This window comes from Sphingomonas tabacisoli, from assembly GCF_042678385.1.
In the GTDB taxonomy this organism is placed as follows: domain Bacteria; phylum Pseudomonadota; class Alphaproteobacteria; order Sphingomonadales; family Sphingomonadaceae; genus Sphingomonas_B; species Sphingomonas_B tabacisoli.
Genome location: NZ_JBHUDY010000002.1, coordinates 114,277 through 140,741 on the forward strand (window position 1 = coordinate 114,277; position 26,465 = coordinate 140,741).

The window sequence follows — 26,465 nt, forward strand, 5'->3', positions numbered from 1 at the left end:
TAACCCCTCCCGCAAGCGGGAGGGGAACAGGTCAGTGCCGCTTCAACACCGCCAGAAACGCATCGCCATAGGCCTCGAGCTTGCGCGTCCCCACGCCGGTGATCTCACCGAGCGCGGCGCGCGTCCGGGGCTTCGCAGCCGCCATCTCCCGCAACGTCGAATCGTGGAAAACGACATAGGGCGGCACGCCGGCCTCCTCGGCCAGCTCGCGGCGGCAGGCGCGGAGCGCGTCGAACAGCGGATCGCCGACCGGATTGGCCGCGGCGTCGCGGCGTTTGCGCCGCTCGCGCCTGGGCGGGACGATCAGCGGTACCTCCGCCTCGCCCTTCAGGATCGCGCGGGCGCCAGGGCCGAACTCCAGCCCGCCATGCGGGTTCGTCCGCAGCGCATCGCGCAGCAGCAGTGCGCGGCCGACGGGCTTCAGCAGCGTCGCCTCTTCGCCATCGACAATGCCCCAGACCGAGAGCGCCTCGTGGCCGTTCATCAGGCTGCGCTCGGACGACTGGCCGGTCAGCACCGACTCGACATAGCCGGCGCCGAACATCTGGCCGGTGCGAAACACGGCGGAGAGATATTTGCGGGCAAGCTCGGTGGCGTCGACCGATTGCGGGGCGTCCAGGCAATTGTCGCAATTGCCGCAGGTCTCGGGCGGGTGCTCGCCGAAATAGCGGAGCAGCACCGCGCGCCGGCAGCCTGCCGTCTCGACCAGACCGCCGAGCGCGGTCAGCCGGGCGCGTTCGCCCGGAAGGCGCACGTCGTCGACTTCGGACAGGCGCTGACGGGCCTTGGCGAAATCGTCGGCGCCCCAGAACATGTGTGCGACCGCGGGCTCCCCGTCGCGCCCGGCGCGGCCGGTTTCCTGGTAATAGGCCTCGACCGATTTCGGCAGCCCGGCATGGGCGACGAAGCGCACGTCCGGCTTGTCGATGCCCATGCCGAACGCGACGGTTGCGACCATCACCATGTCCTCGGACGCGACGAACGCGGCCTGGTTGGCGGCACGGATCTGCGGCTCCAGCCCGGCATGATAGGCGCGCACGGGCCGCCCGGTCGCGGCGATCTGCGCGGCGAGCTTCTCCGTGCCGGCGCGCGACTGCACATAGACGATGCCGGGCCCGGGCTGCTCGCGGAGCAGGTCGGCGATCTGCTGCGTCGTGTTCGCCTTGGGGCTGATCGCGTAGCGGATGTTCGGCCGGTCGAAGCCCGCGACGATCAGCCCCTCGCGCGGGATGCCGAGCTGGACGAGAATATCGTCCCGGGTGTGGGCGTCGGCGGTGGCGGTCAGCGCCAGGCGCGGCACGTCCGGGAATGAGTCGAGCAGCGGACGGAGCAGGCGATAGTCCGGGCGGAAATCATGCCCCCATTCGGATACGCAATGCGCCTCGTCGATCGCGAACAGCGAGACTTTGGCGCGGGCCAGCAGCTCGCGGAAATGCCCGGCCGAGGCGCGCTCCGGCGCGACATAGAGCAGGTCGAGCTCACCCGCCTTGAACCGCTCGATCGTCTCGGCGCGATTGTCGTCGGCGCTGGTCAGCGTCGCCGCGCGGATGCCGACCGCGGTCGCGGCGCGAAGCTGATCGTGCATCAGCGCGATCAGCGGCGAAATGACGACGCAAGTGCCTTCCAGCGCCACCGAGGGAAGCTGGTAGCAAAGCGACTTGCCCGCGCCCGTCGGCATAACCGCCAACGTCCGCTCGCCGGCCATCACCCGGTCCACCACCGCGCGCTGCACCCCGCGGAAGTCGCTGAAACCGAAAGTGGAATGGAGCAGGTCGTGAAGGTCGGGCACCAATGCCCCTTATCCAACCCTCTCCCCATTGGGGAGAGGGCAGGTCGCGTGAGCGACCGGGAGAGGGGCCGTCACCCCGCGTGCCGACTCTGCCCCTCTCCCGGCGACGGCTTCGCCGCGCCACCCTCTCCCCAATGGGGAGAGGGTTGAAGGTCCATCGCCTCCGCCACCAGCTCATAGCTTCGCACACGCGGCGCGTGTTCGGGGAGGATGTTGACCAGCATCATTTCCTGGGCGCCATAGAGAGCGGCGACTTCGCGCACCTCGTCCGCAACTTCCGCGCCGGTGCCGAGCAACGTGCGGCGGCGCGCGGGCGGGAGCGGGTTGGCGGCGAGCCAGGCTTCGGCCTCGTCAAACGCCGGCACAGGGATCAGGCTGCCGCGGATCAGGTGCGCGAACATCATCCGCGCCGGCCCCGCGAGCCGTTCGGCTTCGGCGCGGTCTTCGGCGGCGATCGCCCAGACCGCGACCATCAGGTGCGGCTCCGGGCAGCGCGCAGACGGAGTGAAGTGCTGACGGTAAAGGTTCGCCAACGGCAGCGCGTCGGAGTTGATGAAGTCGGCGATGCAATAGGGCAGGCCCATCTGCCCGGCCCAGATCGCACTGTCGGTGGAAGAGCCGAGCATCCACACGTCCGGGCTGCCGCTCCCGCCTGAGGGCATCGTGGCTTCGAGCGGCTTGAACAGGTGATCCTCGGGCAGCGTGCCTTCGAGATAGCCAAGCAGCTCCGTCACCTGCTCCGGGAAATCACTGACCATCATCCGCTTCGACCGGTCGCGCTGCAGCGCGTAAGCCGTGCGCTGGTCGCTTCCCGGTGCCCGGCCCAAGCCAAGGTCGATCCGTCCCGGTCCCATCGCGCCCAGCAGGCGGAAGGTCTCGGCGACCTTGAACGGCGAATAATGCGGCAGCATGACGCCGCCGGAACCGACGCGGATGCGATTGGTGGCGAGCGCCACCGGCCCGATCAGCGCCTCGGGCGACACCCCTGCCAGCGCCGGCGAGGCATGATGCTCGGCCATCCAGTATCGATGATAGCCGAACCGCTCCGCGGCCTGTGCCAGATCGATGGTGTTGCGAACGGCGTCGGCAGCCGTGCCGCCGGCGGGAATGGGCGATTGGTCAAGGACGGAGAGGCGCATGGGCTCGCAGATAGGAAGCCCCTCCCCTTCAGGGGAGGGGTTGGGGTGGGGCTGTGATCCTCAGCACCAGCCATCCTGCAAGTGCGCTGAGCAGCGAGCCGCCAAGAATGCCGATCTTCGCCGCATCGACGAATTCGGGGCGAGACGAGAACGCCAAGCCGCTGATGAACAGGCTCATCGTAAACCCGATGCCGCAGAGCAAGGCGACGCCATAGATCTGCGCCCAGCCCGCGCCCGCCGGCTTGGAGGCCCAGCCCAGCCTCACCGTCGCCCACACCGCGCCGAACACGCCGAGCTGCTTGCCGAGGAATAGCCCAGCCGCGATGCCGAGCGGCAGCGGCGCGAAAATGTCCGCGCCGCCCAGCGCAACGCCCGCGTTCACGAAGCCGAACAGCGGCACGATGCCATAGGCGATCCAGGGATTGAGGCCGTGTTCCAGCCGGTGCAGCGGCGAGTCCTCCGCATCGGGCGCGCCGGGCGTCGGCTTGATCGGAATCGTCATTGCCGCGAGCACGCCCGCGATCGTCGCATGCACGCCCGACAGCAGCACCAGCGACCACAGCACGGCAAAGCCGATCCAGTAGGGCAGCAGGCGCTTCACGCCCGCCCGGTTCATCAGCGCCATCGCGGCCAGCACCGCCGTCGCGCCGGCTAACGCCGCGAGATTCAGCGCCTCGGTGTAGACCGCGGCGATGATCGCGACCGCGCCCATGTCGTCGACGATCGCGACCGTGGTCAGGAACAGCTTCAGCGAGGCCGGCGCGCGGCGCCCGAGCAGCGCCAGCACGCCGATCGCGAAGGCAATGTCGGTCGCAGCCGGAATCGCCCAGCCGCGCGACAGTCCGTCCACGCTCCGCGTGATCGCGAGATAGACCAGTGCCGGCACCGCCATGCCCGCCGCCGCCGCGATGACCGGTAGGCGGCGGTCGGCCGGGCGGGAAAGCTCGCCATCGCGCACCTCGCGTTTGATCTCCAGCCCGACCAGCAGGAAGAACAGCGCCATCAGCGCATCGTTCACCCAGAAATGAACGGTCGCGGGCCCGATCCGCGCATGCACGAAAAGGACGTACAGCGCGCGCGTCGCGGGCAGGTTGGCGGCGATCAGCGCCAGCGCCGCCGCCCCGATCAGCAGCAGCCCGCCGAACGCCTCGCTTTCGATAAAGGCACGCAGCGCGGACGTTCGGCCGCGGCGCGCCATCAGCGTGCGCTGGCCTTCATCGCCCGGGTCCACAGCCGCTGCACCGCGTCCTGGTGAATGCCGGGCACGCTCGCCAGCACGCCGAAGGCCTCGGCACTCGTCGAGTTGAACCGGATCGGCCGCCCGAGCGCGTCGGTAACGATCGCGCCCGCCTCCTGCGCGATCAGATAGGCGGCGGCGATGTCCCATTCGCGGCCCCAGCGCAGCGTCGCGACCAGGTCGACCTCGCCCGCCGCCAGCATCGCGATGCGGAGCGCGATCGAGTTGGGGCGCGGCACGCCGATCAGGTCGGCGTCGGTCCTGGGCAAGGTGTCGGCTGGCACCCTTGCGCCGGGCAGGTCCTGACGGTCCGCGACGCGCAGCCGCTCGCCGTTCAGCCAGGCGCCGCCGCCAGCCTCGGCGCACCATTGCTGGCCGCGCGCCGGCGCGTCGAGCACGCCCAGCCGCACCTTGCCGCCTTCGACCAGCGCGATCGACACCGCCCAGCCTGAGCGGTTGCGCAGGAAGTCGCGGGTGCCGTCGATCGGGTCCACCACCCAGGCGCGCGACTGGAGCAGCCGCTCGGCACTGTCGGCGGTTTCTTCGGACAGCCAGCCGGCTTCCGGATCGAGCGCTGACAGCCGCTTCTTGAGCAGCGCGTCGACTTCCAGATCGACTTCGCACACCGGATGGCCGGGCACTTTCTCCCAGCGCCTGAACTCGCCCTGCCAGCGCTCCCGCGCCAGCGCGCCGGCCTCGGCGGCAATGTCGCCGACCGCGCGGACCAGGTCCTCAGTCGCCCGCAATCGTCATTCCTTCGACCAGCAAGGTCGGGGTGTCGACGGCATAGCGGAAGGTCAGGTCGTCCGCCGCTGTCATGTTCAGGAACATGTCCTTCAGGTTGCCCGCGATGGTGATCTCGGCGACCGGATGGGCGAACTCCCCGTCCTCGATCAGGAATCCCCCGGCGCCGCGGCTGTAATCGCCGGTGACGCCGTTGACGCCCTGGCCGATCAGCTCGGTGACATAGAGGCCGCGCTTGACGCCGCCGATCAGCGCATCGCGCGAGACTTTGCCCGGCGCGACATAGACGTTGCTCGCCGACACCCCCGGCGGCCCGCCGACGCCGCGCGCGGCATGGCCGGTGGGCTGAGCCCCAAGCTGGCGCGCGGAGGCGCTGTCGAGCAGCCAGCCGGTCAGCACGCCCGCGTCGATGAGCTTCGACGGCGCGGTCGGCAGCCCCTCGCCGTCGAACGGTCGCGAGCGGAGCCCAGCGATGCGGTGCGGCTCGTCATGGATGGTGATACCCTCGGCGAACACCGCTTGGCCCAGCTTTTCGAGCAGGAAGCTGGTCTTGCGCGCGATCGCCGCGCCGGAGATCGCGCCGAGGAAATGGCCGATCAGCGAGCCGGTGACCCGCGGGTCGAACACCACCGGCATCGGTCCGCTCTGGAGCTTGCGCGCGCCCAGCCGGGCGACCGCGCGCTCGCCCGCGAGGCGGCCGACAGTCTCCGGCGAGTCGAGCGTGTCGAGGCGGCGCACCCAATGCCAGGCGCCGTCGCGCTGCTTCTGCCCGTCGCGTTCGGCCAGCATCGAAGCGGAAATCGAATGTGCCCCCGCGCCATAGCCGCCCGAGAAACCGTGGCTCGTCGCAAGCGCGATCTGGCTGCGGCCGGCGCTGGCGCTCGCGCCTTCGCTGTTGGTGACGCCGGCGACAGCGCGCGCCGCTTCCTCGGCGGCGAGCGCCTGTTCCTTCAGCGTGGCCGGGTCGGGTTCGACACCGTCGTCGAGCTGCAGGTCCGGCGCTGAACCGCGCAGCAACCGATCTTCCGGGGCCAGGCCGGCGAACCGGTCCTCGGGAGCCTCCCGCGCCATCGCCACCGCGCGTTCCGCAAGGGAGCGGAGCGATTCGGGCGCAAGGTCGGATGCGGACACGCTCGCCGAACGCTGCCCGACGAACACCCGCAGCCCGATTTCCTCGCCTTCGGACTGGTCGACATTCTCGAGCGCGCCTAGCCGCACATGAACGTCGGTGGAGCGGTCGCCATGATACAGCGCATCCGCGGCATCGGCCCCGGCCGTGCGGGCGGCGGCGACCAGATCGGACAGACGGGATTGCGCATCGGCGAGGGAAAGCATCGCCGGGGCACTTAGGGAGGCGCGTTACGAAGCGCCAGTGCCGACCGTCGCGCAGGCAAGGAAGACGAGCAATCCGGCAAAGCGGTTCGAGCGGAATTTGTAGAGCGCGTCGGCGCCGTCGTCAGGGCGAAGCGTCGCCACTTGCCAGCCGAGCTGGAGCGCCGCCGGCGCCAGCGCGACGAAAGCAAGCGGTTCCGGACGGATCAGCCAGATCGCCCAGCTCCAGAGGATCAGAGCGAGCAGATAGAAACCGGCGACGCCCAGTCGCACATACCGCCCCAGCCTCAGCGCCGAAGAACGGATGCCGATCAACGCATCGTCCTCGCGGTCCTGCAGCGCGTAGATGGTGTCATACCCGATCACCCAGGAGATCGTGCCCAGATAGAGCAGCGCCATCGGCAGGCTCAGCTCCCGCGCAACCGCCGCCCAGCCCACCAGCGCCCCCCAGCTAAACACGATGCCGAGCCAAGCCTGCGGCCACCAGGTGATCCGCTTCATGAAAGGATAGGCGGCAACGAAGACGAGACTGACAAGCGCAACCTCGGCGGCGAGCAGCGGCAGTTGCAGCAGCACGATGAAGCCGATCGCGCACAGGATCAGCAGCCACGCCCAGGCGGCCTTCAGCGATACCGCCCCGCTCGCCAGCGGCCGGCCGCGGGTGCGCTCCACCTGCGCGTCCAGGTCGCGGTCGACAATGTCGTTATAGACGCACCCCGCGCCGCGCATCGCCACCGCGCCCAGCAGCATGTACAGGATCAGGTCGAACCGCGCGAACGCCCCGCCCGCCAACGCCACGCCCCATGCGCAGGGCCAGAAGAGCAGCCACCACCCAATCGGCCGGTCGAGCCGCGCGAGCAGGATGTAGGGCCGCAGGAATCCGGAACGCGCGAGGCGTTCGTGCTCGGTGTCGGGGAGGGCGTCTGGGGGTGAAGTGGTCACTCTCAACTCCGGCTTGCCTGAGCTTGTCGAAGGCCTCCCTTCTTCTTCACCGCCGTAGAGAACAAGGGAGGGCTTCGACAAGCTCAGCCAAGCCGGTATTTGGAGGTGGCATAGGAGATTGAATGCCCGCCACCCCCGCCTGGCCTCCGCACAGCGCGCCGCGTCTCTTCATCGACCAGCCGCTCGCCGACGGCATGGAGCTGCGCATCGAAGGCGGCCAGGCGCACTACCTGCTCTCCGTCATGCGGATGAAGGCGGGCGGCGCGGTGAAGCTGTTCGACGACCGCACCGGCGAATGGCTCGGCGAAGTCGCGCAGACGGGCAAGCGCGACCTGATCGTCCGCATCGCCGCGCGGCTGCGCGACCGCGAGGCGGTGCCCGACCTGTGGCTCTGCGTGGCGCCAATCAAACGGGGACGGATCGACTGGGTCGCCGAAAAGGCCAGCGAACTGGGCGTGGCGCGGCTCGTGCCGGTCGCAACGCGTCGCGCAGTGGTCGACAAGCTGAATGCCGAACGCCTGCGCGCGCACATGATCGAGGCGGCGGAGCAGTGCGAACGGACGGCGCTGCCGGAAATCGCGGACATGGTATCGCTCGACGCATTGCTGCGCGACTGGCCGGCCGAACGCGCGCTGTTCTTCGCCGACGAGGAAGGCGGCACGCCACTCGCCCAGGCGATTCGGCCAGGCCCCGCCGCGATCCTGATCGGCCCCGAAGGCGGCTTCGATCCCGCCGAGCGCGAAGCGATCCGGGCCGTTTCCGCCGCTGTCCCGATTTCGCTCGGCCCCCGCATTCTTCGCGCCGAGACGGCCGCCATAGCTGCGGTCAGCGTGTGGATGGCGGCCGCGGGAGACTGGTCGAACGGTATTGCGCGCCGGTCGGGCGCCTAGTTGCTTTTCCGAACCCAAACCGTAAGGCGCGCGGCATGAGCACGCGCGAGGAAACGGGCAAGGTCGATCCGGTCATCGAGGACCGCGCCCAACTGATCGAATTCTTCGCGACCGGGGAGAAGCCGCGCGACGCCTGGCGGATCGGCACCGAGCACGAGAAATTCGTCTATCGGACCGCCGATCACCGCGCGCCTTCCTATCACGAGCGAGGCGGCATCCGCGACCTGCTGATGGGCCTGACCCGCTTCGGCTGGGAGCCGGTCGAGGAAGGCGGCCACGTCATCGCGCTGCGCGGACCCGACGGCACGGTGAGCCTCGAGCCGGCCGGCCAGCTCGAGCTCTCGGGCGCCCCGCTCGAGAACCTCCACCAGACCTGCGCCGAAACCGGCCGCCATCTGGAGCAGGTGAAGGCCGTCGGCGACGAGCTTGGCCTCGGCTTTCTCGGCCTCGGCATGTGGCCGGACAAGACCCGCGCCGAGCTGCCGATCATGCCCAAGGGTCGCTACGCGATCATGCTGCGCCACATGCCGCGCGTGGGCACGCTCGGCCTCGACATGATGCTGCGCACCTGTACCATTCAGGTGAATCTCGATTATCAGTCCGAAGCCGATATGGCGAAGAAATTCCGCGTCGGCCTGGCCCTTCAGCCGCTGGCCACTGCGCTGTTCGCCAACTCGCCCTTCACCGAAGGCAAGCCGAACGGCTTCCTCTCCTTCCGCAGCCATATCTGGTCGGACACCGATCCCCACCGCACGGGCATGCTGCCGTTCGTGTTCGAAGACGGCTTCGGCTATGAACGCTACGCCGAATATGCGCTCGACGTGCCGATGTATTTCGTGTTCCGCGACGGCAAATATATCGACGCCGCCGGCCAGAGCTTCCGCGATTTCCTGAAGGGCGAGCTGCCGGCCCTTCCGGGCGAAAAGCCGCACCTCTCCGACTGGTCGGATCATCTCTCGACCGCCTTCCCCGAAGTGCGGCTCAAGACGTTCCTCGAAATGCGCGGCGCCGATGGCGGCCGCTGGAGCCGCATCTGCGCACTGCCGGCGCTTTGGGTCGGGCTGCTCTACGACGACACCGCGCTCGATGCGGCATGGGATGTGGTCAAGCACTGGTCGATGGAAGCGCGCGAGGCGCTGCGGGGCGACGTGCCGAAGCTCGGCCTCGACGCGCCGATCCAGGGCGGCGGCAAGCTCAAGGACATTGCCGGCGAAGTGCTGGAAATCGCCGCCTCGGGCCTGCGCGCCCGCGGCGCGTTCGACGCGTCGGGCAGCAGCGAAGTGGGCTTCCTCGAGCCGCTGCAGGAAGTCGTCCGCACCGGGCGCCCGCCGGCAGGCCGTCTGCTCGACCTCTACAACGGCCCCTGGAACGGCGACCTCAACCGCATCTACGAAGAGTTCAGCTTTTAACCCCTCTCCCGCTTGCGGGAGAGGGAGGGGCCCGTCGCGAAGCGATGGGAGGGTGAGGGAGCGAGCTTTTCACAATCGCTGCCTCTCTTGGCCCTCACCCCGCTCGCGCGACGCGCGAGTCGCCCTCTCCCGCAAGCGGGAGAGGGGTCATTCCCCCGGCCGGTACGTCCGCTCGGTATGCCCGGTGAGCTGGTCCGGATAGAAATACACCTCCCGGAAATTGCCGGTCGCATAGCGTTCCGCCTGGTCCTTGAAGTGCGGCGACTTGGGATCGCCGCTTTCGCCCCCTGCCGTCACGGCGCGGGCGCTCACGCGCGGGCCGAACTCGACGACGGCGACGAAGCTGTTGCCGTAATTGCCGTACCACCGCTTCGTGTTCGCATAGGGCTGCGACCCGAACGAGGCGAGCGAGCCCCAATTTCCCGAGACGAAACCGATCGGGATGCTCGGCTGCGCGTCGTCGAAGCGCGGCTTTATGTCGTCGCTGATGCGCTGGAAGCGGTTCACCTCGCCCCAGGCGATCCGCCACCGCCCGAAATCGCGCTCCAGCCGGTCGACCGCAGCGGCGAGCGCGTCGACCTGGATCGCAGGCGGCGCGACAGCCATCCATTTATAGACGCCGCGCTCGTGGCGAATGTCGGGGGCTGCGGCGCGGTCCATCTCGGTCGCCCAGAAAACGGCGAGCGTGGTCGGTTCGGACGCCACGCCCCATTTGTAATCCCAGCCCTTCAATAGCTCGACCGGCTCGCGCAGCCTGGCCTTGCGCGGATCGGACGCGGGCAGGGCGTCATAGGCGTGGACCAATGCCGGCACCGCCTGCGCGAAGGCCGGCAGGTTCGGATCGAAGGCCGTCGTCAGCAGCGTGTCGCGCGTCAGCCGCTCGGGCGAGCCGAGCAGCATCATCGCATGCTCGCCCCGCGCATTCTCCTTGCCGGTGTCGATATAGCCGGGAAAGCTCGCGGCCTTCGGGCTGTCCGCCCCTGCGGCCGTCCACGGCCAGTTATTGGTGTTGTAGAGCCAGCCCGCCTTGGGGTTCGCGACCTCCGGCAATTGCGCAACCGGGATCAGCCCGTGCCAATCGGTGCGCGGATCGCTGCCGTCGACCGGCCTGGTATAGTCAAAGCGCGGATCGCGGCGCGGCATGAATTGCGGATACAGCCAGGCCGTCTCGCCCTTGGCGCCGGCGAAGATCGTGATGTTGGACGAGTTCGCCTGGTACGTCGCGCCGACCTGCCGGAAGCTGGCGAGGTCGGCCGCCTTGGTGCGCAGCCAGCTTTGCTGGATCGCCTCGACCGGCCGGTTCATCAGCGCCGTCGCGATCCACTTGCCGCCCTCACTGCGGACGATCGGGCCGTGATGGGTCCGGAAGGTGGTGAAGCTTCGCGTCGCGAGCGTCCCGTCGGGCCGGCGAAAACGGATCGGCTCCACTCGCGTGAGAAGCGGCCGGATTTCGTTACCATAGCGATACGAAAGACCCTTCGGCCCCCGCACGATTATTTCCACGAAATCGTCCACATTGTCGGCGTTGCTGGAGGTATGCATCCAGCCGACCTTCTCGTTGAAGCCCTGATAGATGAAGAACTGCCCCCAGGTGGATGCGCCATATGCGTTCAGCCCCTTGTCGCTGGTCATCTGCAGCTCGGAGCGGAAATAGAAGCTGGTGTGCGGGTTGATCAGCAACAGCGCATGGCCATTCGCGCTCTTGGCCGGGCCGATCGCGATGCCGTTCGACCCCATCGGCTCGGTCATCAATGCAGGCGCGGCAGACGCGATCGCGGGCGGCTTGCCGCCGTAAAAGGCGCGCAGCTTGTCGAGGTCCACTTGCTCGATGTCGCCGCCGATGCTGCCTTCGGTGAAGGCCAGCACCATCCACGGCTCGAACCGGGTCAGCACCTTCGGCTTCACCTGAGGGTGGGTGGCGAGGAAGAAGTTCAACCCATCGGCCCAGGCCTGCATCAGCGCCCGCATGTTGGCCGGCGTCCGCGCATAGGCGGCGCGCAGGTCGCCCTCGTCCAGATAGAGCCGGTGGCGCAGATCGTCCCAGATCGCCTCCTCGCCATCGGCTTCCGCCTGCCGCCCGAGTGCCGTCAGGTAGTTGCGCTCGATCCGGCTGAAGTCGTCCTCGGCCTGGGCATAGATCGCGCCGAACACCGCGTCGGCATCGCTATGCCCTTTGATATGCGCGATGCCCCAATCGTCACGCGTGATCGAAACGCGCGCGGCCTCCGCTTTCCAGCGCGGCAGGTCGGGCGAAGCGGCGGCAAGGAGCAGGGCGAGGGTCAGCATGACGCCTTCATTCCCGTTCGCTTCGAGCTTGTCGAGAAGCGGCCGTTACAGCGGCAGCTTCATCACCGCCCTCAGCCCGCCGGCTTCACGATTGGCGAGCGTCAGCGATCCGCCATGCGCCTCGACGATCGCGCGGGCGAGGGCGAGGCCGAGCCCTGACCCGCCGGTGTCCCGGCTGCGCGACGCCTCAAGCCGAGTGAACGCCTCGAACATGCGATCGATGTCTTCCTCGGGGATACCAGGGCCGTCATCGTCCACTTCGACCAGCGCGCAGCCATCCTCGTGGTACACCCGCACGCGCGCGCGTTCGCCATATTTCAGCGCATTCTCGATCAGGTTGCGCAGCGCGCGCTTGATCAGGTTCGGGCGCATCGGGACGGTCAGCCGGTCGGTTTCCTCGACCGAGACATCCGCGCCCAGATCCTCGAACTCCTCGGCAACGCTTTCCGCCAATGCCGGCAGGTCGACGCGCTGCTCGGGCTCGCTCGGCCGCCCGAGCCTCGCCAGCGACAGGATGTCGTCGAGCGTCTTGTTCATGTCGTCGATGGTGACGGCCATGCGCGCGCGCTCGCCTTCGTCCTCGACCAGCTCTGTGCGAACGCGCAGCGAGGCGAGCGGCGTGCGCAGGTCGTGGCCGATCGCGCCCAACATCCGGTCCTTCTCGTCCAGCATCGCGACGATGCGGGTGCGCATCGCATTGAACGCGGCGATCAGAAGCTGGATGTCGGCCGGCCCGCGCTCCTCGATTGGCGCGGGTGTGGCGCGGCGGTCGAAGCGCTCCGCTGCGAGCCGCAGCTCGGCAAGCGGCTGGGCCAGCCGTCCGCCAATATACAGCGCCGCGAGCAGCACGAAGCCGTAGAGCACGAAAGTCTGGAAGATCAGGCCGACGAACACGCCCAGGTGCAGCGGCGGCAGCGGCGCGGCCGTGGTGATCCAGCGCTTCGGCCCGATCTCCGCCGAAGCGACGATGATCCGCCGCTCGAGCACCGCGGCCTTGCGGAGCAGCCGGCCCTTGTCGTCCACCTGAACCTGGAATTCGCGTGCCGGCACTTCGGCGGCACGGATCTCGCCGACGGGCACGCTCACCTGGGACAGCGTCTCGCGGGCATAGCTTTCCACGTCCGGCAGCAATTCCATCTCCGGCCGGATCGGGCTCACCGTCGAGGCGATCGACCCGCGCAGCATTTCGGGCGTGGTCTGGCCGGTGCGGGTGCGCTGCACCGCTTCGGCCAGCCGCGCGACGGCGAGCGTCGCGGTCTGCACATAGGTCTGGCGTTTGGTCGCCTGCAGCAGCAGCACGAAGTTGACCGCCTGCGCCACACCCAGCGCCAGCGCGAGCACCATCGCGAGCTGCGCGCCTAGGCTCTTGGGCCAGAGGCGCTTCAAAGGCGGGTCACGTCTGCGGAGAGCGTATAGCCGCCGCCCCATACGGTCTTGATAAGGCCCGGGCTCTTCGGGTCGGCCTCGATCTTGCGCCTGAGCCGGCTGATGTGATTGTCGATCGCGCGGTCGAAGGCGTGCGCTTCGCGACCATAAGCCAGGTCGAGCAATTGGTCGCGGCTCAGCACCTGGTGGGGGTGCGTGGCGAAGGCCAGCATCAGGTTGAATTCGCCGGTCGACAGCGGCACCGAGACGCCGTCCGGGTCGATCAGGGCACGCTCGCCCGCCTTCAGCACCCAGCCCGCAAAGGCATAGCTGCCGGTCTCCGGCGCGCGCTGCTTAACGCCGCCGCCGCCACGACCGATGCGGCGCAGCACCACCTTGATCCGCGCGACCAGCTCGCGCGGGCTGAATGGCTTCACGACATAATCGTCGGCGCCCATTTCGAGGCCGACGATGCGGTCGGTCTCCTCCGCCATCGCGGTCAGCAGGATGACGGGCAAGTCGGATGTCTCGCGGATATGGCGGCAGAGGCTGAGCCCGTCTTCGCCCGGCATCATCACGTCCAGGATGACGAGGTCGATCGCATAGCCGTGCAATCGCTCCCGCGCCTGGCCGGCGTCCGCCGCCTGGGTCACGCGGAAACCGTTGCGCTGCAGATAGGTGGCAAGCGGCTCCCGGATCGAGCGTTCGTCATCGACGAGGAGAATGTGCGGCTTGTCGTCCATAGGCTTGCGTCATGTCCAAGCAGGCTTCGGAGCGAAAGAAAAGGGCGGACGAGGCTGGGTCAAAGCCTCGTCCGCCCATTCTTTCCGGCGGTCCGCGTCACAGGGGGCTAAAACGCAGAGCGCCGGACGGAGGCATCCGGAGCGCTTACTTGCGCTCGAAACGCTCCCGCATCGCGGCGTGAGCCTGCTCCCGCTCTTCCGCGCTGATTTTGCCGTCGTGGTTGGTGTCGACGCGATCGAAATGCTCGAGCGCGCGCTTCTGGAACTCTTCGCGCGTGATCGCGTGGTCGCCGTCGGCGTCCGCCATCATCGCCATGTGCCGCATCATCGGCCGGCCCTGCATGCCGGGGCCGCCCATCGCACCGTCATGCCCGCGCATCTCGGCGAGCCGCGCCGCCCCAGCATTCCATTCTTCGCGGCTGATCATGCCGTCGTGATTGGTGTCGGCACGGTCGAACATTTCGGCCGCCATCTTCGCGTGCATCGCCTCGCGGTCTGCGCGGTCGAGCTTGCCGTCGTGATTGACGTCAAGACGGTCGAAATGCTTGTTTGCCATCTCGATCACCTGAGCGCGGGTCATGTCGCCCATCGGATGATCGCGCATGTCCTGCGGCTGTCCCGCGGCCAGCGCGATGCCGCTGGTCAGCGCCAGCGCACCCAGAGCGGAAACAACCAGAGCCGTCGCCATTTGCTTCTCCATTTCCATTGCCATCCCTTCTGCCCTCAAATGCTCTCGCGAGTTTGTCGGAGGCGGAACGAATTTGTCGCCAAATGTCGTGAAGCGGAGCTGAATGGGGCAGGGTCTTGCGGGCGGCCGCGCGCTTCCCAGATGCTATGGATGCGATCGCTCCTCATCACGGCCGCCACCTTGCTGATCGCCGGCCAGGCGAACGCTCAGACGGGCCTGTGCATCTGGAACGGGACGGGCCTCACTTGCCCCGGCAGCACGTCCTTGATCGACCCCGGTATCGGCCGATACGATCCAGCGAACGCGATCCGTCGCGAACTCGACCGTTCGCTCGAAAGCGCACAGGCTCAGGCCGAACTGACGCGGCAGGCGATCGCCGACCGGCAGCGGCAAGAGGATGAGTCGGTCGCGCTCCGGATGAAAACCGACGCGCTGGTCGCCGCGAAGCAATGCGCGACGGCGGAGACATTGGCGCGCTCGGCCGTCGACCAGTCGGCGCTCAACCGCGTCCAGACCGCTTGTGCCGGCCAATAACCGTGGCACCGATTGCCGCCTGATCCGTTGAGCAAGCGAACCGACATCGGTCGATGCCGGTCGCAAGACGGAGGAACAGCAATGAACAACGACACGCTTGAAGGTCAGGTCCGCGATATCGGCGGCCGCGTGAAGGAAACGACCGGAACGCTCACGAACGATCCCACCCTGCGCGGCGAAGGCGTCGCCGATCAGGTCGGCGGCAATGCGCAGAAAGCCGTTGGTGCGGCCGGCGATGCAATTGCGCCGATCGTCGATCAGGCGAAGGAATTCGCACGGTCCAAGCCGCTCGCCACCGCGACGCTCGTCGGCGTTCTGGGAGTCGCGCTGCTCAACACGCTGCGCGGAAGACGCTGATCGAGGGAAGCTGGAGCGGGTAGCGGGAATCGAACCCGCGTATTCAGCTTGGAAGGCTGCTGCACTACCATTGTGCTATACCCGCCCAAGGGCAGCCGCCGATTGCCCGAGCCGGGCAAGTCAGTCAATGCCGGCCGGATGTTCGATACGAATCTCACGACCGACCGGCCGAGCTATGTCACTCATCTCCAATGCTCGGCCACCGGTGAGCGCTTGCCCGCGGACACGCTCCAGTCGCTGTCGCCAGCGGGCAAGCCGCTGCTGGTGCGCTATGATCTCGAACGGATGGCGCGCGAATGGGCGCGCGCCGATGCGGAGGGGCGGCCGGCGGACCTCTGGCGCTGGCGCGAGCTGCTGCCGGTCCGGCGCGTCAAGGACATCGTCAGCCTGGGCGAGAGCGAGACGCCGCTGATCCCACTGCCGTCCGCTGGCGGGCCGGGGGTTCTCGTCAAGGACGAGGGCCGGCTGCCGACCGGCTCGTTCAAGGCGCGCGGGCTCGTCATGGCGGTGTCGATGGCAAAGGCGCTGGGGGTCAAGCAAATCGCGATGCCGACCAACGGCAATGCCGGCGCCGCGCTCGCCGCCTATGCGAGCCGCTGCGGGATCGAGACGGTGATCCTCTGCCCGGAGGACACGCCCGACGTGAACGTCCGCGAGATCGCGCTGCAGGGCGGCCGTGTCTGGCGTGTCAACGGCCTGATCGACGAATGCGGCGCGATCGTCGCGGAAGGCGCGCGGCAGGGCCGCTGGTTCGATTTCTCGACGCTAAAGGAACCGTACCGGATCGAGGGCAAGAAGACGATGGGGCTGGAGCTGGCGCTGCAGCTCGGCTGGCGCCTGCCCGACGCGATCTTCTACCCGACCGGCGGCGGCACCGGCCTGATCGGCATGTGGAAAGCCTTCGACGAGCTGGAAGCGCTGGGCTGGATCGGGTCCGAGCGGCCCCGCATGTATGCCGTGCAGGCTGCCGGCTGCGCGCCGATCGTCAAGGCATTCGACGAAGGCGCCGACCATGCCGAGCGCTGGCCGGACGCCCATACCGTCGCCTCCGGCATCCGCGTACCCAAGGCGCTCGGCGACTTCCTGATCCTGAAAGCCGTGCGGGAGAGCGGCGGCCGCGCCATCGCCGTCGAGGACGATGCGACCCTGGCCGCCGTCGCGGAAGCCGCACGTCAGGACGGCCTGCTCCTCTGTCCCGAAGGCGGCGCCACCCTTGCCGCCTATCGCAAGGCGCTTGCCGAAGGATGGCTCGGGAGCGACGAGCAAGTCGTGCTGTTCAATTGCGCGACCGGCCTCAAATACCCGATGCCGGCAGTCGAGCGCACGCTGGACCGGCACGCCGCGATCGATTTCGATGCACTCTAGACGTCACCAGATTCGCGCCCGCACCTTTGGATCCAGATAGAGCTTGTCGCCCGGCTTGACGCCGAACGCGGAATACCAGGCGTCGATGTTGCGAACCGGGCCGTTGACCCGGAATTTGCGGAAGCTGTGCGGATCGCTGACCGTGAGCTGCTTGATCGCGTCCGGCAGCGTCTTGCCCGCCCAGGCCTGCGCCCAGCCGAGGAACACGCGCTGGTCGCCCGTGAGACCCCCGATCACAGGCGCCGGCCTGCCCTTCAGCGAGGCGTGATAGGCGTCGAGCGCGATGGCGAGGCCGCCCAGATCTGCGATGTTCTCACCCATCGTCAGGCCCGGATTGATGTGGAAGCCGGGCACCGGCTCGTACGTCGCGTATTGATCGCCGAGCAGCTTGGCCCGCGCCTTGAAGGCCGCGGCGTCGGCCGGCGTCCACCAGTCGCGCAGCGCACCCGAGGCGTCGATCGAGCGGCCCTGATCGTCGAAACCGTGCGTCAACTCATGGCCGATCACGCCGCCGATCCCGCCGTAATTGATCGCCGGGTCCGCATCGGCGTCGAAAATCGGCGCCTGCAAAATCCCTGCTGGAAAAACGATGTCGCGAAGCGAGCCGTTATAGGCGTCGTTGGTCTGCGGCGTCATCAGCCACGCGCCGCGATCGACAGAGCCAGCGCTCCTGTTGAGGGCGAATGCCCAGTCATTTGCGGCTGCGCGCCGGACGTTCCCGAGCAGATCGTCCCGGCGGATAACGACCGAAGCATAGTCGCGCTGGGGCTTGTCGGGATAGCCGACCTTGATCGTATAGGTGTCGAGCTTCTTGAGCGCTTCGGCCTTGGTCTGCGGCCCCATCCAAGCGAGTCGTTCGATTCGGCCGCGCATCGCGAGCTTCACATTGTCGACGAGCGCGGCCACTTTCGCCTTCGTCTCGGGCGGGAAATAGCGCCGAGCGTAAAGCTCGCCGACTGCCCAATTCAGCGTCCCGAAGCAGCTTGTCGCGTCGACGCCGCAATCGCCGCCGGCCACGGCGCGTATGCCGCGTTTCCACCGTGGCTGCTGCTCGGCCTGCCCGGTCAGCGCCTTCAGCCGAAAGTTGAAATGCGCGTCGACGAACGGCTTCGAAAGATAAGGCGCGGCGGTGTCGGCGATCCGGAACGCCATCCAGGCCTTCAGCGTCTCGACCGGCGTTTCGGCATAGAGCGCCGCGAGTTTCGGAAACGCGCTTTTTTCGGCGACGATCAGCGTCGGCTTCCCGGCCACTCCGGCGCGATCGAGAAACGGCGCCCAGTCGAATCCCGGCGCGAAGCCGGGGAGGGCGGACGGCGCTATCGGATTGTATTGGGTGGTGGGATCGCGCTGCTGCACCTTCGTCCAGCTCGCCTCGGCGATGCGGGTTTCGAACGCCACCACCGCGTCCGCCGCTTTCGCCGGGTCGGGCCAGCGCGCCAGTTCCAGCAACTGCGCGGCATAGACGCGATAGGCGTCCTTCTTCGCGGCCAGCTCGGGCTTCAGATAGTAGTCGCGGTCGGGAAGGCCCAGTCCGGACTGGCCGAGATAAACGGCATAGCGGCTTGGATCCTTCAGATCGCTGTCGATGCTCATCGCGAACAAGCTGGGATAAAGGCCCCGCGGCGCATCCCCCATCAACTGGGCCAATGCGGGGCGATCGGGCGCTGCGCGGATGGCGTCGAGTTCCGGCTTCAGCGGCGTCGCGCCGAGACGATCGGCCTGCGCCTCGTCCATAAAGGCCGCGTAGAAAGCGCCCACCTTCTCAGTCTCGGTCGCGGCCGTGCCCGGCAGGGCCTTGGCGGCGTTTTCCAGCAGGACGTGAAGATTGGCTTCCATCCGATCGGTCATTTCCAGGCGACGCGAGGCAGTTGGGCGGTCGGCTGGAATGCTCGTTCGGGCAAGGTAGGCGCCATTTGCGTATTCGAAGAAGTCGTCGCCTGGCCTCACGCTCTTGTCCGGCGCGGTGAGGTCGAGCCCGAAGGGAGGATAGAGCGGCCCCGCAAGCGCGGTTCCAGACGCCAGCAATGCGGCGCAGGCGATTATCTTCATTGCGTGTCCTCTCCGATCCGCGCCCCATCGCGCAGGGCGCTTGTGTTTCCGTCGGCATGGAGAGAATGAAATGCACAGCGGCGGGTCAAGTCTGCCGAACGCAGAGGTGCGACAATGTTCGATGCGCGACGTTCTGCCGGCATGTTCGTCGCACTGGATGTCGCTTTTGTCCTACGACGGTGGCGCGAATCGCCAGCGCCCCCGATCCTTGCCCGTTACGACCAACGAGTGAGGCGGATACGTTTTGGCTACGGTGTTGAAGGTTGACTGGATGTCGTTGATCGCATCCGCACCGCCTGCCGAAATGCCGATCCAGCCGGTAGTCCGCGAGACCGGCTGGCGCGAAGCCATCCTGATGTCGATCGCCTTGTGGTCGTTTGTCGGCATAATCTATCTTCCGATCCTGCTTGAGCGCCATGCCGGCGAAGGCTGGAGCAGCGTCGCGCTCGACGAAGGCACGCTGATCGTCTCCATCCTTCTTTCGATGCCGCTGTTCTCCGTTTTCCGGTCGACCCGCGACTGGGAGCTGATGCCGCGCGCCCTCGCCCTTGCCGGCGCGGTGCTCGGCGCATCGATCGTGCAGGTCTGTTTCGACCTGATCTATACGGGCTTCGTCGCCAACCGGGTGGACACGGCCTGGGAGAATCTGCCGACGGACCTCAGCCGCGCCTATCGCGCGACGTTCAACTATGTCTGCGTGTTCGGCGTGAACGTGGCGCTGCTCCATCTGGTCAGCGCCCGCCGGCATGAGGTGCTGCAGGCGCAGGAACTCGCTCATGCGCTGTCGACCGCGCAGCACGCCCAGCTCGCGGCGCTTCGCTATCAGCTCAATCCGCATTTCCTGTTCAACACGCTCAATGCGATTTCGGCAATGATCGTCACCCGCCGCAACGACGATGCCGAGCTGATGACCGACAAATTGTCGAGCTTCCTGCGCGCCTCGCTTGCCTCCGACCCGACCGAGTTGGTCCCGCTGGATCAGGAACTGTCGCTGATGGAGGATTATCTGGAGATCGAATCGATCCGCTTCGGCGAGCGGCTGCATGTCGAGATCGATTGCGCGAGCGATGTCTGCGGCACCCCGATCCCCAGCTTCCTGCTGCAGCCGCTGGTCGAGAACGCGATCAAATACGGCGTGGCGCCGTCACGAGACCCGGTCAATATCCGGGTGACGGGAAGGCGCGAGGGCGCGGAGCTCGTCGTTACGGTCGAGGATGACGGCCGCGGGGCTTCCAATGCGGTCAAGACGACCAGCACCGGCGTCGGCCTCGAGAATATCCGCCGCCGCCTGAACGCGCTTTACGGCGATGCCGGCACCATTGCCGCGGGTCCCCGCAACCCGGGCTATGCCGCCATCATTCGCTTGCCCCTGAATGTCGTGCCGCTCCGCTGAGCGGGGCTTGAGCCGAAGCGCCTGCTGTCCGATAAGGCGGTGAAAGGGCTAGGGGTTTTCGGCTGATGCGGGTCTTGGTGGTCGACGACGAAGCGCTGGCGCTCGACCGGTTGCGCACGTTGTTCGCGGATATCGACGATGTCGAAGTGGTCGGCCAGGCAACCGACGGCGATATGGCGCTTGAGCAGATCGAGAATCTGCAGCCCGACCTTGTCATTCTCGACATCCAGATGCCGGGCCGCAACGGCCTGCGCACTGCCGCGGCGCTCGAATCCGAAAATCGGCCCGAGATCATCTTCGTGACCGCGCACGAGCATTATGCGCCCGACGCGTTCGAGGTGGACGCCGCCGACTATCTGCTGAAACCCGTTCGCTTCGACCGGTTGCGCCAGGCGGTGACGCGCGCGCGGCGCAGGCGGGAGCTGCGCGACCAGGCCGATCGCACCGACAAGCTGCAGGAGGAAGTGGAGAGCCTGCGTGCCAAGAGTGGTGCCGCGCGGCACGACCACGAAGGCTTTTGGGTGCCGGAGCGCCACGGCCAGCGCTGGGTCCCGATCGAGACGATCGGCTGGATCGAGGCGGCGCGCGACTATGTGCTGCTGCACACCGAAACCCGCAGTCACATGCTGCGCGCAACCATGTCAGCGCTGGAAGAGAAACTGGAAGGTTCGGGGCTGATGCGAGTGCATCGATCGGCCTTTGTGCGGCCGGAAAAAGTGGCGGAAGTCCGCCGCGCCAATCGGAGCCTCACTCTGGTGCTCGACGACGGCGCCCATGTGCAGGTGGGGCCCAGCTATATCGATATTTTGACCGAGAAGCTGGGCCTCCCTTGAGCCGGCATCCTTAGAGAACGCTGGCGAACGAAGTCGACGCGGCCACGAACATCGTGCCGACGAACATCGCGGCGAGCCAGGTCGCCGTCGTGCGCAAAGCGGAAGCTTTCATGACTTTTCTCCTCATCGAGTCGCCGCTGCCCATCAGCGGCAGGCGCGCGATAGCGGCATGGGTGCCCGGCGCATCCGGAACTCGACCGCGGCAGTAGAAAAGGGGACGAAAGCGCGACCGCGTCGACGAACGCACGGCTGGCCGCGACCAACTGTCAGAACCGCGTTATTGATTTGGCTACCGCAGGCCGGTAGTCCCCTCACCGGGTCTGCCTTCACACATAGGGTCGCAGTGGAAGACGTTTACTTGCTCGTTGGCGCATTGATGGCGGGGGGCGCCGCAACGATCGGTTCCTTTATCTGGTACGAGACCGCCGGCAAGGAGCGCAGGCGGAAGCGCATCGAGCGTAACCACGCGCGCAGCAAACTGCGCTGAAGCCCCACGCGGGCGGTGGCTGCAGCGAGGCCTGGCCCGGCAATAGCGCCACCCGTTTTCGTTCGCACATAGGTGTCGCTGAACCACAAGGTTCGGTCGAAAGCGCGCGCGCCGTCGCGACCCTTGATGCGTAGCTTGGGGTGACCGCGGCCGCCGGCCTTGAGCTGGCGGCGTCAAGGACCGGCATCCGCAGGACTGTATCAGGCTAAAGCGAGCGCCGTCCGGCGACGGCGGACCGCCGCACCTGCCAAAGCGAAACCGCCGATCATCATTGCCCAGCTCGCCGGCTCCGGCACCGCCGCGACCGCCACGATGTTATTGATCTTGAAGCCGTCAATGCCGTCCAGGTTCTTAAAGTCGGCGCCGATGATCCAGACGTTGCCCGAGCGATTGGTGCTATAGCTGGCGAAGGAGCGGGTGGCAGGCGTGCCGGACGCGCTCTTGACGCTGCCGCCGCCGTTGATCAGCGAGGCGGCCAGGAGGCCGTTACCGGCCGCTGCCAGGTCGATGGTGCTGGTCCAGGCCAGGGCCGTCTTGCCGGCGCCGACCCAAGCGTCGTTGTCGGTTGAGCTGCTGACCGCAAAAGCGGTCAAATCGGCGCCTGTGAGCGTCACGATCCGGTCGAACTGCAACAGGATAAAGTCGTAGCCGCCGCTATTGTCCACCGTGTGCAGGTTATTGCTGCTGCCGTCGCCGTCTCCGGCCGCGGTGTCGCCAAGGCCCGAGCTATACTTGCCAAGATAGCCATTGGTGATCGTGTAGGTGAAGCCGTTCGCGTCCTTGACGGCGTGCCAAGCCGACGCGCGCACGTTGAATCCGCCGGTCTGCGACGCAAACGTCGCCGCATTGCCGTATGTGCCGTTGGTGGAAGTGCTGCCGGTGGTGACGAAGTTCACGGCGGCGGCAGGAGTAGCAGCGGCGAAAGCGATCGTCGCGGCGGTCGCGGTCAGCAGAGTCCTCATGCGTTCCCCCTTGCTTGACAATAATAATAGTTGTCGCAGAAGGGCTTGCGTCGAAGTTACGCTGCCGGCTCGTTATGATCGATCCTCGTCGCGCTCTTCGACTCGGACTGCAAACCCCCGCTGCAGTTTTCGATCATATTCGACCGTTAACCAAATCTCCATCGGAAAGATTCGGGAAGCTGTGCCGAAACAGGACCGGCAACTCTGCGCGCTCCCGATTGGCCAGCTATGATCTAGGCCGAGAACCGGATCGGGGGATGACGCTGCTCGATCTGAGCGGCGGACGTGTTTGCCGGCTTTACGGCACGTGTGAACATTTCCCGGTCATTCGCCGGGAGCATGGGGCATAATCGATCTGCTTTGTGACCCGTCCAAGTGCCGATCTTTCGGTGTAGAACGGGTCAGGCCGTATATTTGTCGCAGGTCATCTTCGCCGCGCCGACGGCGGGGCTGGGGTCGTAGATTCCCGTGCCGCCGTTCCCCGCCAGGTCGCGCTTGTCGCGAACGATATAGGACGCGGTGTATTTGATCACAGGCGTTCCGATCAGGGCAGTCAGGTTCCCGAACAGCGATTTGTACTGATAGTTGATCTCGACGAATATCACGGCTTCGCCCGCCGGCGCCTTTACCTGAGCGCCGGTGGGTCCCATCCCTTGGAGGGCCGTACCCGTCGCGCCCTGGCCCGCCACGCCATAGCTGGAGTCCCAGCCCGCGCCGTTCTTGAGACCGACGCAGCGTTGCCAATGTATCCATTGACCGCCGTCGACGTTTGTTTCGAGGCTGGACAGGGTAACGCGGCCGTTCTGCGTCAGGTTCAGGTCGGCCGCCTGCAGCCTGAGGCCTTGCATGACGTCGTTGATATCGATCTCGCGGAGCTGCTGGATCGTACCCCCGCTCACGTCCACCCCCGCGCGCGAGGCATTGTCCGCCAACATCAGAGCGATCTGGCTGACGCGCATATGGGTCTGGGCAAGGTTGGCCGTTTCGACGCCATACATGCCCATGCCCATCACTGCGGGCATTGCATAGGCGAACTCGATGAGGGCGAGACCGCTGCGGTTTCGCCCAAACCGCTTGAGAACATCGATTGCCGCAACGGCCTTGGTGCTGGTTAGGTGCATAGGTTCTTCACCACCGGTACGTTCTGGGTTGCGTAGGGCTGGTTGCGCAGGAACGTCTTGACCGTGATCGTCTGGGTTGACGACCAGCCGAGCATTGCCGCCATGGGAAAAAGCCGCGGATAGCTCATCGTCATCGTATAGGCGGCGACGTCGTTGGCGCCGCCCTGGCCGGCATTGCCGGGATCGCTGTCCCACTGGCCGTTTCCGTTCACGTCGTCGAAGCATTCGCCGGCATCGCGCTGCCCGTTGCCGTTGGTATCAGTGAACCGCTCCGGCTTGTCCGTCAGATAGCTTGTGTAGCTACGGCGAAGCGGAGTGAACGTTGCCGCCTTCACCACAAGCCGGACCTGGTTCTTCACCTTGGTCTCGATCGCGTCGAGCTTGTCCGACTGGTTCTCCATGCCGGAGTCGCGGGCGGCCTTCTGGATCTCTCCCTCCAGCAGCGACGTCGCATAGCTGCGGTAGGACAGGTCCATCGCCCCCATGATCAGCAGCAGCATGGTCGGTGCGACGACGGCGAACTCCGCGATCGGGCTACCGCGGTTATCGTGCAGAAGCCGGGCGGCAAAGCGAGTTCGGATCATTTGGAAATCCTCAACTCTGCGATCTTGCCGGCGATCGTCTTGAAGGCGTCCTGCAGCTTCTGGTCTGTCGGCGCATAGATCGCCGTCGACGAGCTGGAGGCGCAGTCCTTCATGTCTTGCGTAAGCGTCTGGGCATAGGCGACGACCCAGATGACAATGCCCTTATTTTTCGCCTGGGTGCAGATCGCCTGCAGGCGTGCATTATGGCGATCCGTCAACGCGCTTGGCAGCCCCGAGGTGCCGGCCTGATTGGTCGCCGTGGTGCATCCGCCGACTGGAGTCGTACCCATCACCCGGCCTTCTACGCGTTCGATGCCTTGAAAGCCGTAAACGCAGTTGTTGGGAGACATCGCGCCGTCTGTCATGAAAATGATATGGCGGCCGCAATTTCTGTTCGGGCGGCAGTCCGTGTCGGCCGCGAACGGCCCGGTCGGGGAAATGAAGCGGGCGCCCCAGACCATGCCGACGTCGTGATAGGTGCCGCCGATCGCCTTGAAATCCGATGCGTTGACATAGTTGCTCACGTCGCCGCGGGTCATGACGGCAAGGCGCTGGGCCCGTTTCGGGCAGACATAATAGCCCTGTTGAAGCAGCGTCGAGACATTGCGGGACCTGAAGACGGTCGATGAACTGGGCCAGTAATCCGACGTCGTATCGTCGCTCGCGATATTCGGGCGATCGTACACGACATCGATCCAGGCAGGTTTCCAGCGTGTGGTGTCCGAAGAGGGAACCAGATCGATGTCGAGATCGGAGGGCAGGCCTGCCTGCGTAAAGGTTGCGGAACTCGTCGTGGTCCGCTCCATGATGCAGCCGTCCCATACGGCAGTGGTCCCGTCGACCTTCGTGGGGTTGGTGACGGTCGCGCCAGTCTTATACTGGCTGACATCCACCGGGACGTTTTCGTACCGCCAGATCGGAATGACCGACTGCGTGCTCGTTGTGCATGTGCCTGGTTGGCCGCCTCCCGACGTGACGGCGGTCCAACTGACTGTCGTCTTCGTCGCCGGATACTGTGGGAAAGGCTTGCTGCGCGTTGCATAGCCATTGCATGTTGCGGAATCGACCTTGGTGATCGTGGCCGTCGTGACCGCGCCCGTCATCTGATCGGCGACGACGCGCCGCGACGGATAAGTGGCAGTATCCGCAATATAGGAGGCGGGGATGAGCGTGCCCACATTGACGGTCGATGTATAGGGAACGAAGCCGTAACGAATGCGGGAGTTGGCATCGGCCGCGGCAGCTAGCGTATCGTAGAATGTCAGAACTGCTGACCTAAGCGCCTTGATCTTGGAATCCGACTTCTCTTGCTCATACCAACGCGTGCCGTACGGGGTGGAATAGGACTGTTCGGGTTGCGTGCACGACGCTTCCGAGGTGTTGCAGACCATGGAGCCGGTGGTATCGAGCACGAACATAACGTCGACGTCGCCGATTTCCTTGCGCGCTTCGCACGTGACGTTCAGCGTGGTCGGGCCCGACCCGAATATGCGCATGAGCGTAACGGGTACTGTCGCCGACGCAGCGCCCTGCACCTGCCCATCGGCCGTGTCGGTCGCCTGGAAGCTTACGTTGGTCGTCTGAAACCAGCCGGGCTTGAAGTTATTGTCGAAGAATGTTTTCGCTTGATCCTTCGCGTTCTGGTCAAGCGACGTTCCCGTCATCATCTTGCGCCCGGCGAGCGCGCCCGCGTCGCACGCCTGCTGCAGACGCACCTTGACGACGTACAGCCGCGCGGTATCCACCGCGGCGCCGGTGAACCCGGCAAGCGGCAGTAGCGCAGCAGCCATGATCGCGGCGGTATTGCCGGCGACGTCACGAGCCAGGCGCTGAAGGAAGCCGCGCTTATCGCTGCGCCGCAAAGCCATGCCGAATAATTTCATCGATACCTCGGGCGAATCTATCCGAGGTGTTGAAGGAATTTCTCTAAGCGGCTCTGAAAAGAGATGGTTACGATATCAGAAACGACGTGGAATCAGTCGCTTTTGTAAGGGCTTCCGCGATGGCCAGGTCCTGACGGACCTGCGATTCACCAAGACCAAGCTCAAGGGCGTTGGAAGGGTCCGAACGGTTTCGGGGGATGGTGGACAGGGCTAGATTCGAACTAGCGTAGGGCGAAGCCCGGCAGATTTACAGTCTGCTGCCTTTAACCACTCGGCCACCTGTCCAGGTCGGCCCCGGTGATCCCGGGGCGAGCGGAGCGCGAGCCAATGACG

Annotated in this window: 22 protein-coding genes and 2 tRNA genes; 7 read left to right on the forward strand and 17 right to left on the reverse strand. The window is 66.4% G+C overall.

Features of this window, described 5'->3' with window-relative positions:
- Nucleotides 1–31: 31 nt before the first annotated feature.
- The 6 genes from recQ to ubiA all read right to left on the reverse strand — a co-directional run bounded on the left by recQ (nucleotide 32) and on the right by ubiA (nucleotide 7,183).
- A complete protein-coding gene (gene recQ, locus ACFSCW_RS13765; RefSeq protein ID WP_380890396.1) occupies nucleotides 32–1,792 on the reverse strand; it encodes a DNA helicase RecQ in 1,761 nt (586 codons plus the stop codon).
- A 68-nt stretch (nucleotides 1,793–1,860) separates the two neighbouring features.
- On the reverse strand, nucleotides 1,861–2,928 hold the full coding sequence (locus ACFSCW_RS13770) for an LLM class flavin-dependent oxidoreductase (protein WP_380890398.1): 1,068 nt from the start codon (nucleotides 2,926–2,928) through the stop codon (nucleotides 1,861–1,863).
- A 28-nt stretch (nucleotides 2,929–2,956) separates the two neighbouring features.
- Entirely contained in the window at nucleotides 2,957–4,126 is a 1,170-nt protein-coding gene (nhaA, locus tag ACFSCW_RS13775; RefSeq protein WP_380891272.1) for a Na+/H+ antiporter NhaA, read from the reverse strand.
- Nucleotides 4,126–4,911 carry an inositol monophosphatase family protein gene (locus tag ACFSCW_RS13780; RefSeq protein WP_380890399.1) on the reverse strand — a complete coding sequence of 262 codons (786 nt, stop codon included), beginning with the start codon at nucleotides 4,909–4,911 and terminating at the stop codon, nucleotides 4,126–4,128. The genes nhaA and ACFSCW_RS13780 overlap by 1 nt, the downstream gene beginning before the upstream one ends.
- Entirely contained in the window at nucleotides 4,898–6,244 is a 1,347-nt protein-coding gene (locus ACFSCW_RS13785; RefSeq protein WP_380890401.1) for a TldD/PmbA family protein, read from the reverse strand. Before ACFSCW_RS13785 ends, ACFSCW_RS13780 begins: the two co-directional genes overlap by 14 nt.
- A gap of 24 nt (nucleotides 6,245–6,268) precedes the next feature.
- Nucleotides 6,269–7,183: a 4-hydroxybenzoate octaprenyltransferase gene (gene ubiA, locus ACFSCW_RS13790; protein WP_380890403.1), complete on the reverse strand. Its 915-nt coding sequence runs from the start codon at nucleotides 7,181–7,183 to the stop codon at nucleotides 6,269–6,271.
- Between the two features lie 122 nt (nucleotides 7,184–7,305).
- Here ubiA and ACFSCW_RS13795 point away from each other — a divergent pair, with 122 nt between their 5' ends.
- On the forward strand, nucleotides 7,306–8,073 hold the full coding sequence (locus ACFSCW_RS13795; RefSeq protein ID WP_380890405.1) for a 16S rRNA (uracil(1498)-N(3))-methyltransferase: 768 nt from the start codon (nucleotides 7,306–7,308) through the stop codon (nucleotides 8,071–8,073).
- Between the two features lie 35 nt (nucleotides 8,074–8,108).
- Nucleotides 8,109–9,482: a glutamate--cysteine ligase gene (locus ACFSCW_RS13800; RefSeq protein ID WP_380890408.1), complete on the forward strand. Its 1,374-nt coding sequence runs from the start codon at nucleotides 8,109–8,111 to the stop codon at nucleotides 9,480–9,482.
- Nucleotides 9,483–9,629: 147 nt separating this feature from the next.
- Here ACFSCW_RS13800 and ACFSCW_RS13805 read toward each other — a convergent pair whose 3' ends face one another.
- From ACFSCW_RS13805 to ACFSCW_RS13820, 4 genes are all read right to left on the reverse strand, one after another.
- Complete coding sequence (locus ACFSCW_RS13805; RefSeq protein ID WP_380890411.1) at nucleotides 9,630–11,768, reverse strand: penicillin acylase family protein; 2,139 nt, start codon at nucleotides 11,766–11,768, stop codon at nucleotides 9,630–9,632.
- A 45-nt stretch (nucleotides 11,769–11,813) separates the two neighbouring features.
- On the reverse strand, nucleotides 11,814–13,154 hold the full coding sequence (locus tag ACFSCW_RS13810; RefSeq protein WP_380890412.1) for a sensor histidine kinase: 1,341 nt from the start codon (nucleotides 13,152–13,154) through the stop codon (nucleotides 11,814–11,816).
- A complete protein-coding gene (locus ACFSCW_RS13815; RefSeq protein WP_380890413.1) occupies nucleotides 13,151–13,876 on the reverse strand; it encodes a response regulator in 726 nt (241 codons plus the stop codon). The genes ACFSCW_RS13810 and ACFSCW_RS13815 overlap by 4 nt, the downstream gene beginning before the upstream one ends.
- Nucleotides 13,877–14,021: 145 nt before the next feature.
- Complete coding sequence (locus tag ACFSCW_RS13820) at nucleotides 14,022–14,564, reverse strand: EF-hand domain-containing protein (protein WP_380890415.1); 543 nt, start codon at nucleotides 14,562–14,564, stop codon at nucleotides 14,022–14,024.
- A gap of 150 nt (nucleotides 14,565–14,714) precedes the next feature.
- Here ACFSCW_RS13820 and ACFSCW_RS13825 point away from each other — a divergent pair, with 150 nt between their 5' ends.
- Together ACFSCW_RS13825 and ACFSCW_RS13830 are read left to right on the forward strand one after the other, a co-directional pair.
- On the forward strand, nucleotides 14,715–15,098 hold the full coding sequence (locus tag ACFSCW_RS13825) for a hypothetical protein (RefSeq protein ID WP_380890418.1): 384 nt from the start codon (nucleotides 14,715–14,717) through the stop codon (nucleotides 15,096–15,098).
- A gap of 81 nt (nucleotides 15,099–15,179) precedes the next feature.
- Entirely contained in the window at nucleotides 15,180–15,455 is a 276-nt protein-coding gene (locus ACFSCW_RS13830) for a CsbD family protein (protein WP_380890420.1), read from the forward strand.
- Nucleotides 15,456–15,466: 11 nt separating this feature from the next.
- Here ACFSCW_RS13830 and ACFSCW_RS13835 read toward each other — a convergent pair.
- Nucleotides 15,467–15,540, reverse strand: a tRNA-Gly gene (locus ACFSCW_RS13835).
- 53 nt (nucleotides 15,541–15,593) lie between these two features.
- On the opposite strand from ACFSCW_RS13835, the gene ACFSCW_RS13840 reads away from it, so the two are divergent.
- Nucleotides 15,594–16,820 carry a threonine synthase gene (locus tag ACFSCW_RS13840; RefSeq protein WP_380890423.1) on the forward strand — a complete coding sequence of 409 codons (1,227 nt, stop codon included), beginning with the start codon at nucleotides 15,594–15,596 and terminating at the stop codon, nucleotides 16,818–16,820.
- A gap of 3 nt (nucleotides 16,821–16,823) precedes the next feature.
- Here the strand turns inward: ACFSCW_RS13840 and ACFSCW_RS13845 are convergent, their stop codons facing one another.
- On the reverse strand, nucleotides 16,824–18,869 hold the full coding sequence (locus ACFSCW_RS13845; protein ID WP_380890424.1) for a M13 family metallopeptidase: 2,046 nt from the start codon (nucleotides 18,867–18,869) through the stop codon (nucleotides 16,824–16,826).
- A gap of 253 nt (nucleotides 18,870–19,122) precedes the next feature.
- On the opposite strand from ACFSCW_RS13845, the gene ACFSCW_RS13850 reads away from it, so the two are divergent.
- Together ACFSCW_RS13850 and ACFSCW_RS13855 are read left to right on the forward strand one after the other, a co-directional pair.
- Entirely contained in the window at nucleotides 19,123–20,262 is a 1,140-nt protein-coding gene (locus ACFSCW_RS13850; RefSeq protein WP_380890426.1) for a sensor histidine kinase, read from the forward strand.
- Between the two features lie 65 nt (nucleotides 20,263–20,327).
- Nucleotides 20,328–21,095 (forward strand): LytR/AlgR family response regulator transcription factor, encoded by a 768-nt coding sequence (locus ACFSCW_RS13855; protein WP_380890428.1) that lies wholly within the window; start codon nucleotides 20,328–20,330, stop codon nucleotides 21,093–21,095.
- Nucleotides 21,096–21,782: 687 nt separating this feature from the next.
- Here ACFSCW_RS13855 and ACFSCW_RS13860 read toward each other — a convergent pair.
- The 5 genes from ACFSCW_RS13860 to ACFSCW_RS13880 all read right to left on the reverse strand — a co-directional run bounded on the left by ACFSCW_RS13860 (nucleotide 21,783) and on the right by ACFSCW_RS13880 (nucleotide 26,417).
- On the reverse strand, nucleotides 21,783–22,544 hold the full coding sequence (locus tag ACFSCW_RS13860) for a PEPxxWA-CTERM sorting domain-containing protein (protein ID WP_380890430.1): 762 nt from the start codon (nucleotides 22,542–22,544) through the stop codon (nucleotides 21,783–21,785).
- A 401-nt stretch (nucleotides 22,545–22,945) separates the two neighbouring features.
- Nucleotides 22,946–23,665 (reverse strand): TadE/TadG family type IV pilus assembly protein, encoded by a 720-nt coding sequence (locus tag ACFSCW_RS13865; protein WP_380890432.1) that lies wholly within the window; start codon nucleotides 23,663–23,665, stop codon nucleotides 22,946–22,948.
- Complete coding sequence (locus ACFSCW_RS13870; RefSeq protein ID WP_380890434.1) at nucleotides 23,656–24,249, reverse strand: TadE/TadG family type IV pilus assembly protein; 594 nt, start codon at nucleotides 24,247–24,249, stop codon at nucleotides 23,656–23,658. The genes ACFSCW_RS13865 and ACFSCW_RS13870 overlap by 10 nt, the downstream gene beginning before the upstream one ends.
- A complete protein-coding gene (locus ACFSCW_RS13875; protein ID WP_380890436.1) occupies nucleotides 24,246–26,132 on the reverse strand; it encodes a pilus assembly protein TadG-related protein in 1,887 nt (628 codons plus the stop codon). Before ACFSCW_RS13875 ends, ACFSCW_RS13870 begins: the two co-directional genes overlap by 4 nt.
- A 198-nt stretch (nucleotides 26,133–26,330) precedes the next feature.
- Nucleotides 26,331–26,417, reverse strand: a tRNA-Tyr gene (locus ACFSCW_RS13880).
- Nucleotides 26,418–26,465: the final 48 nt, after the last annotated feature.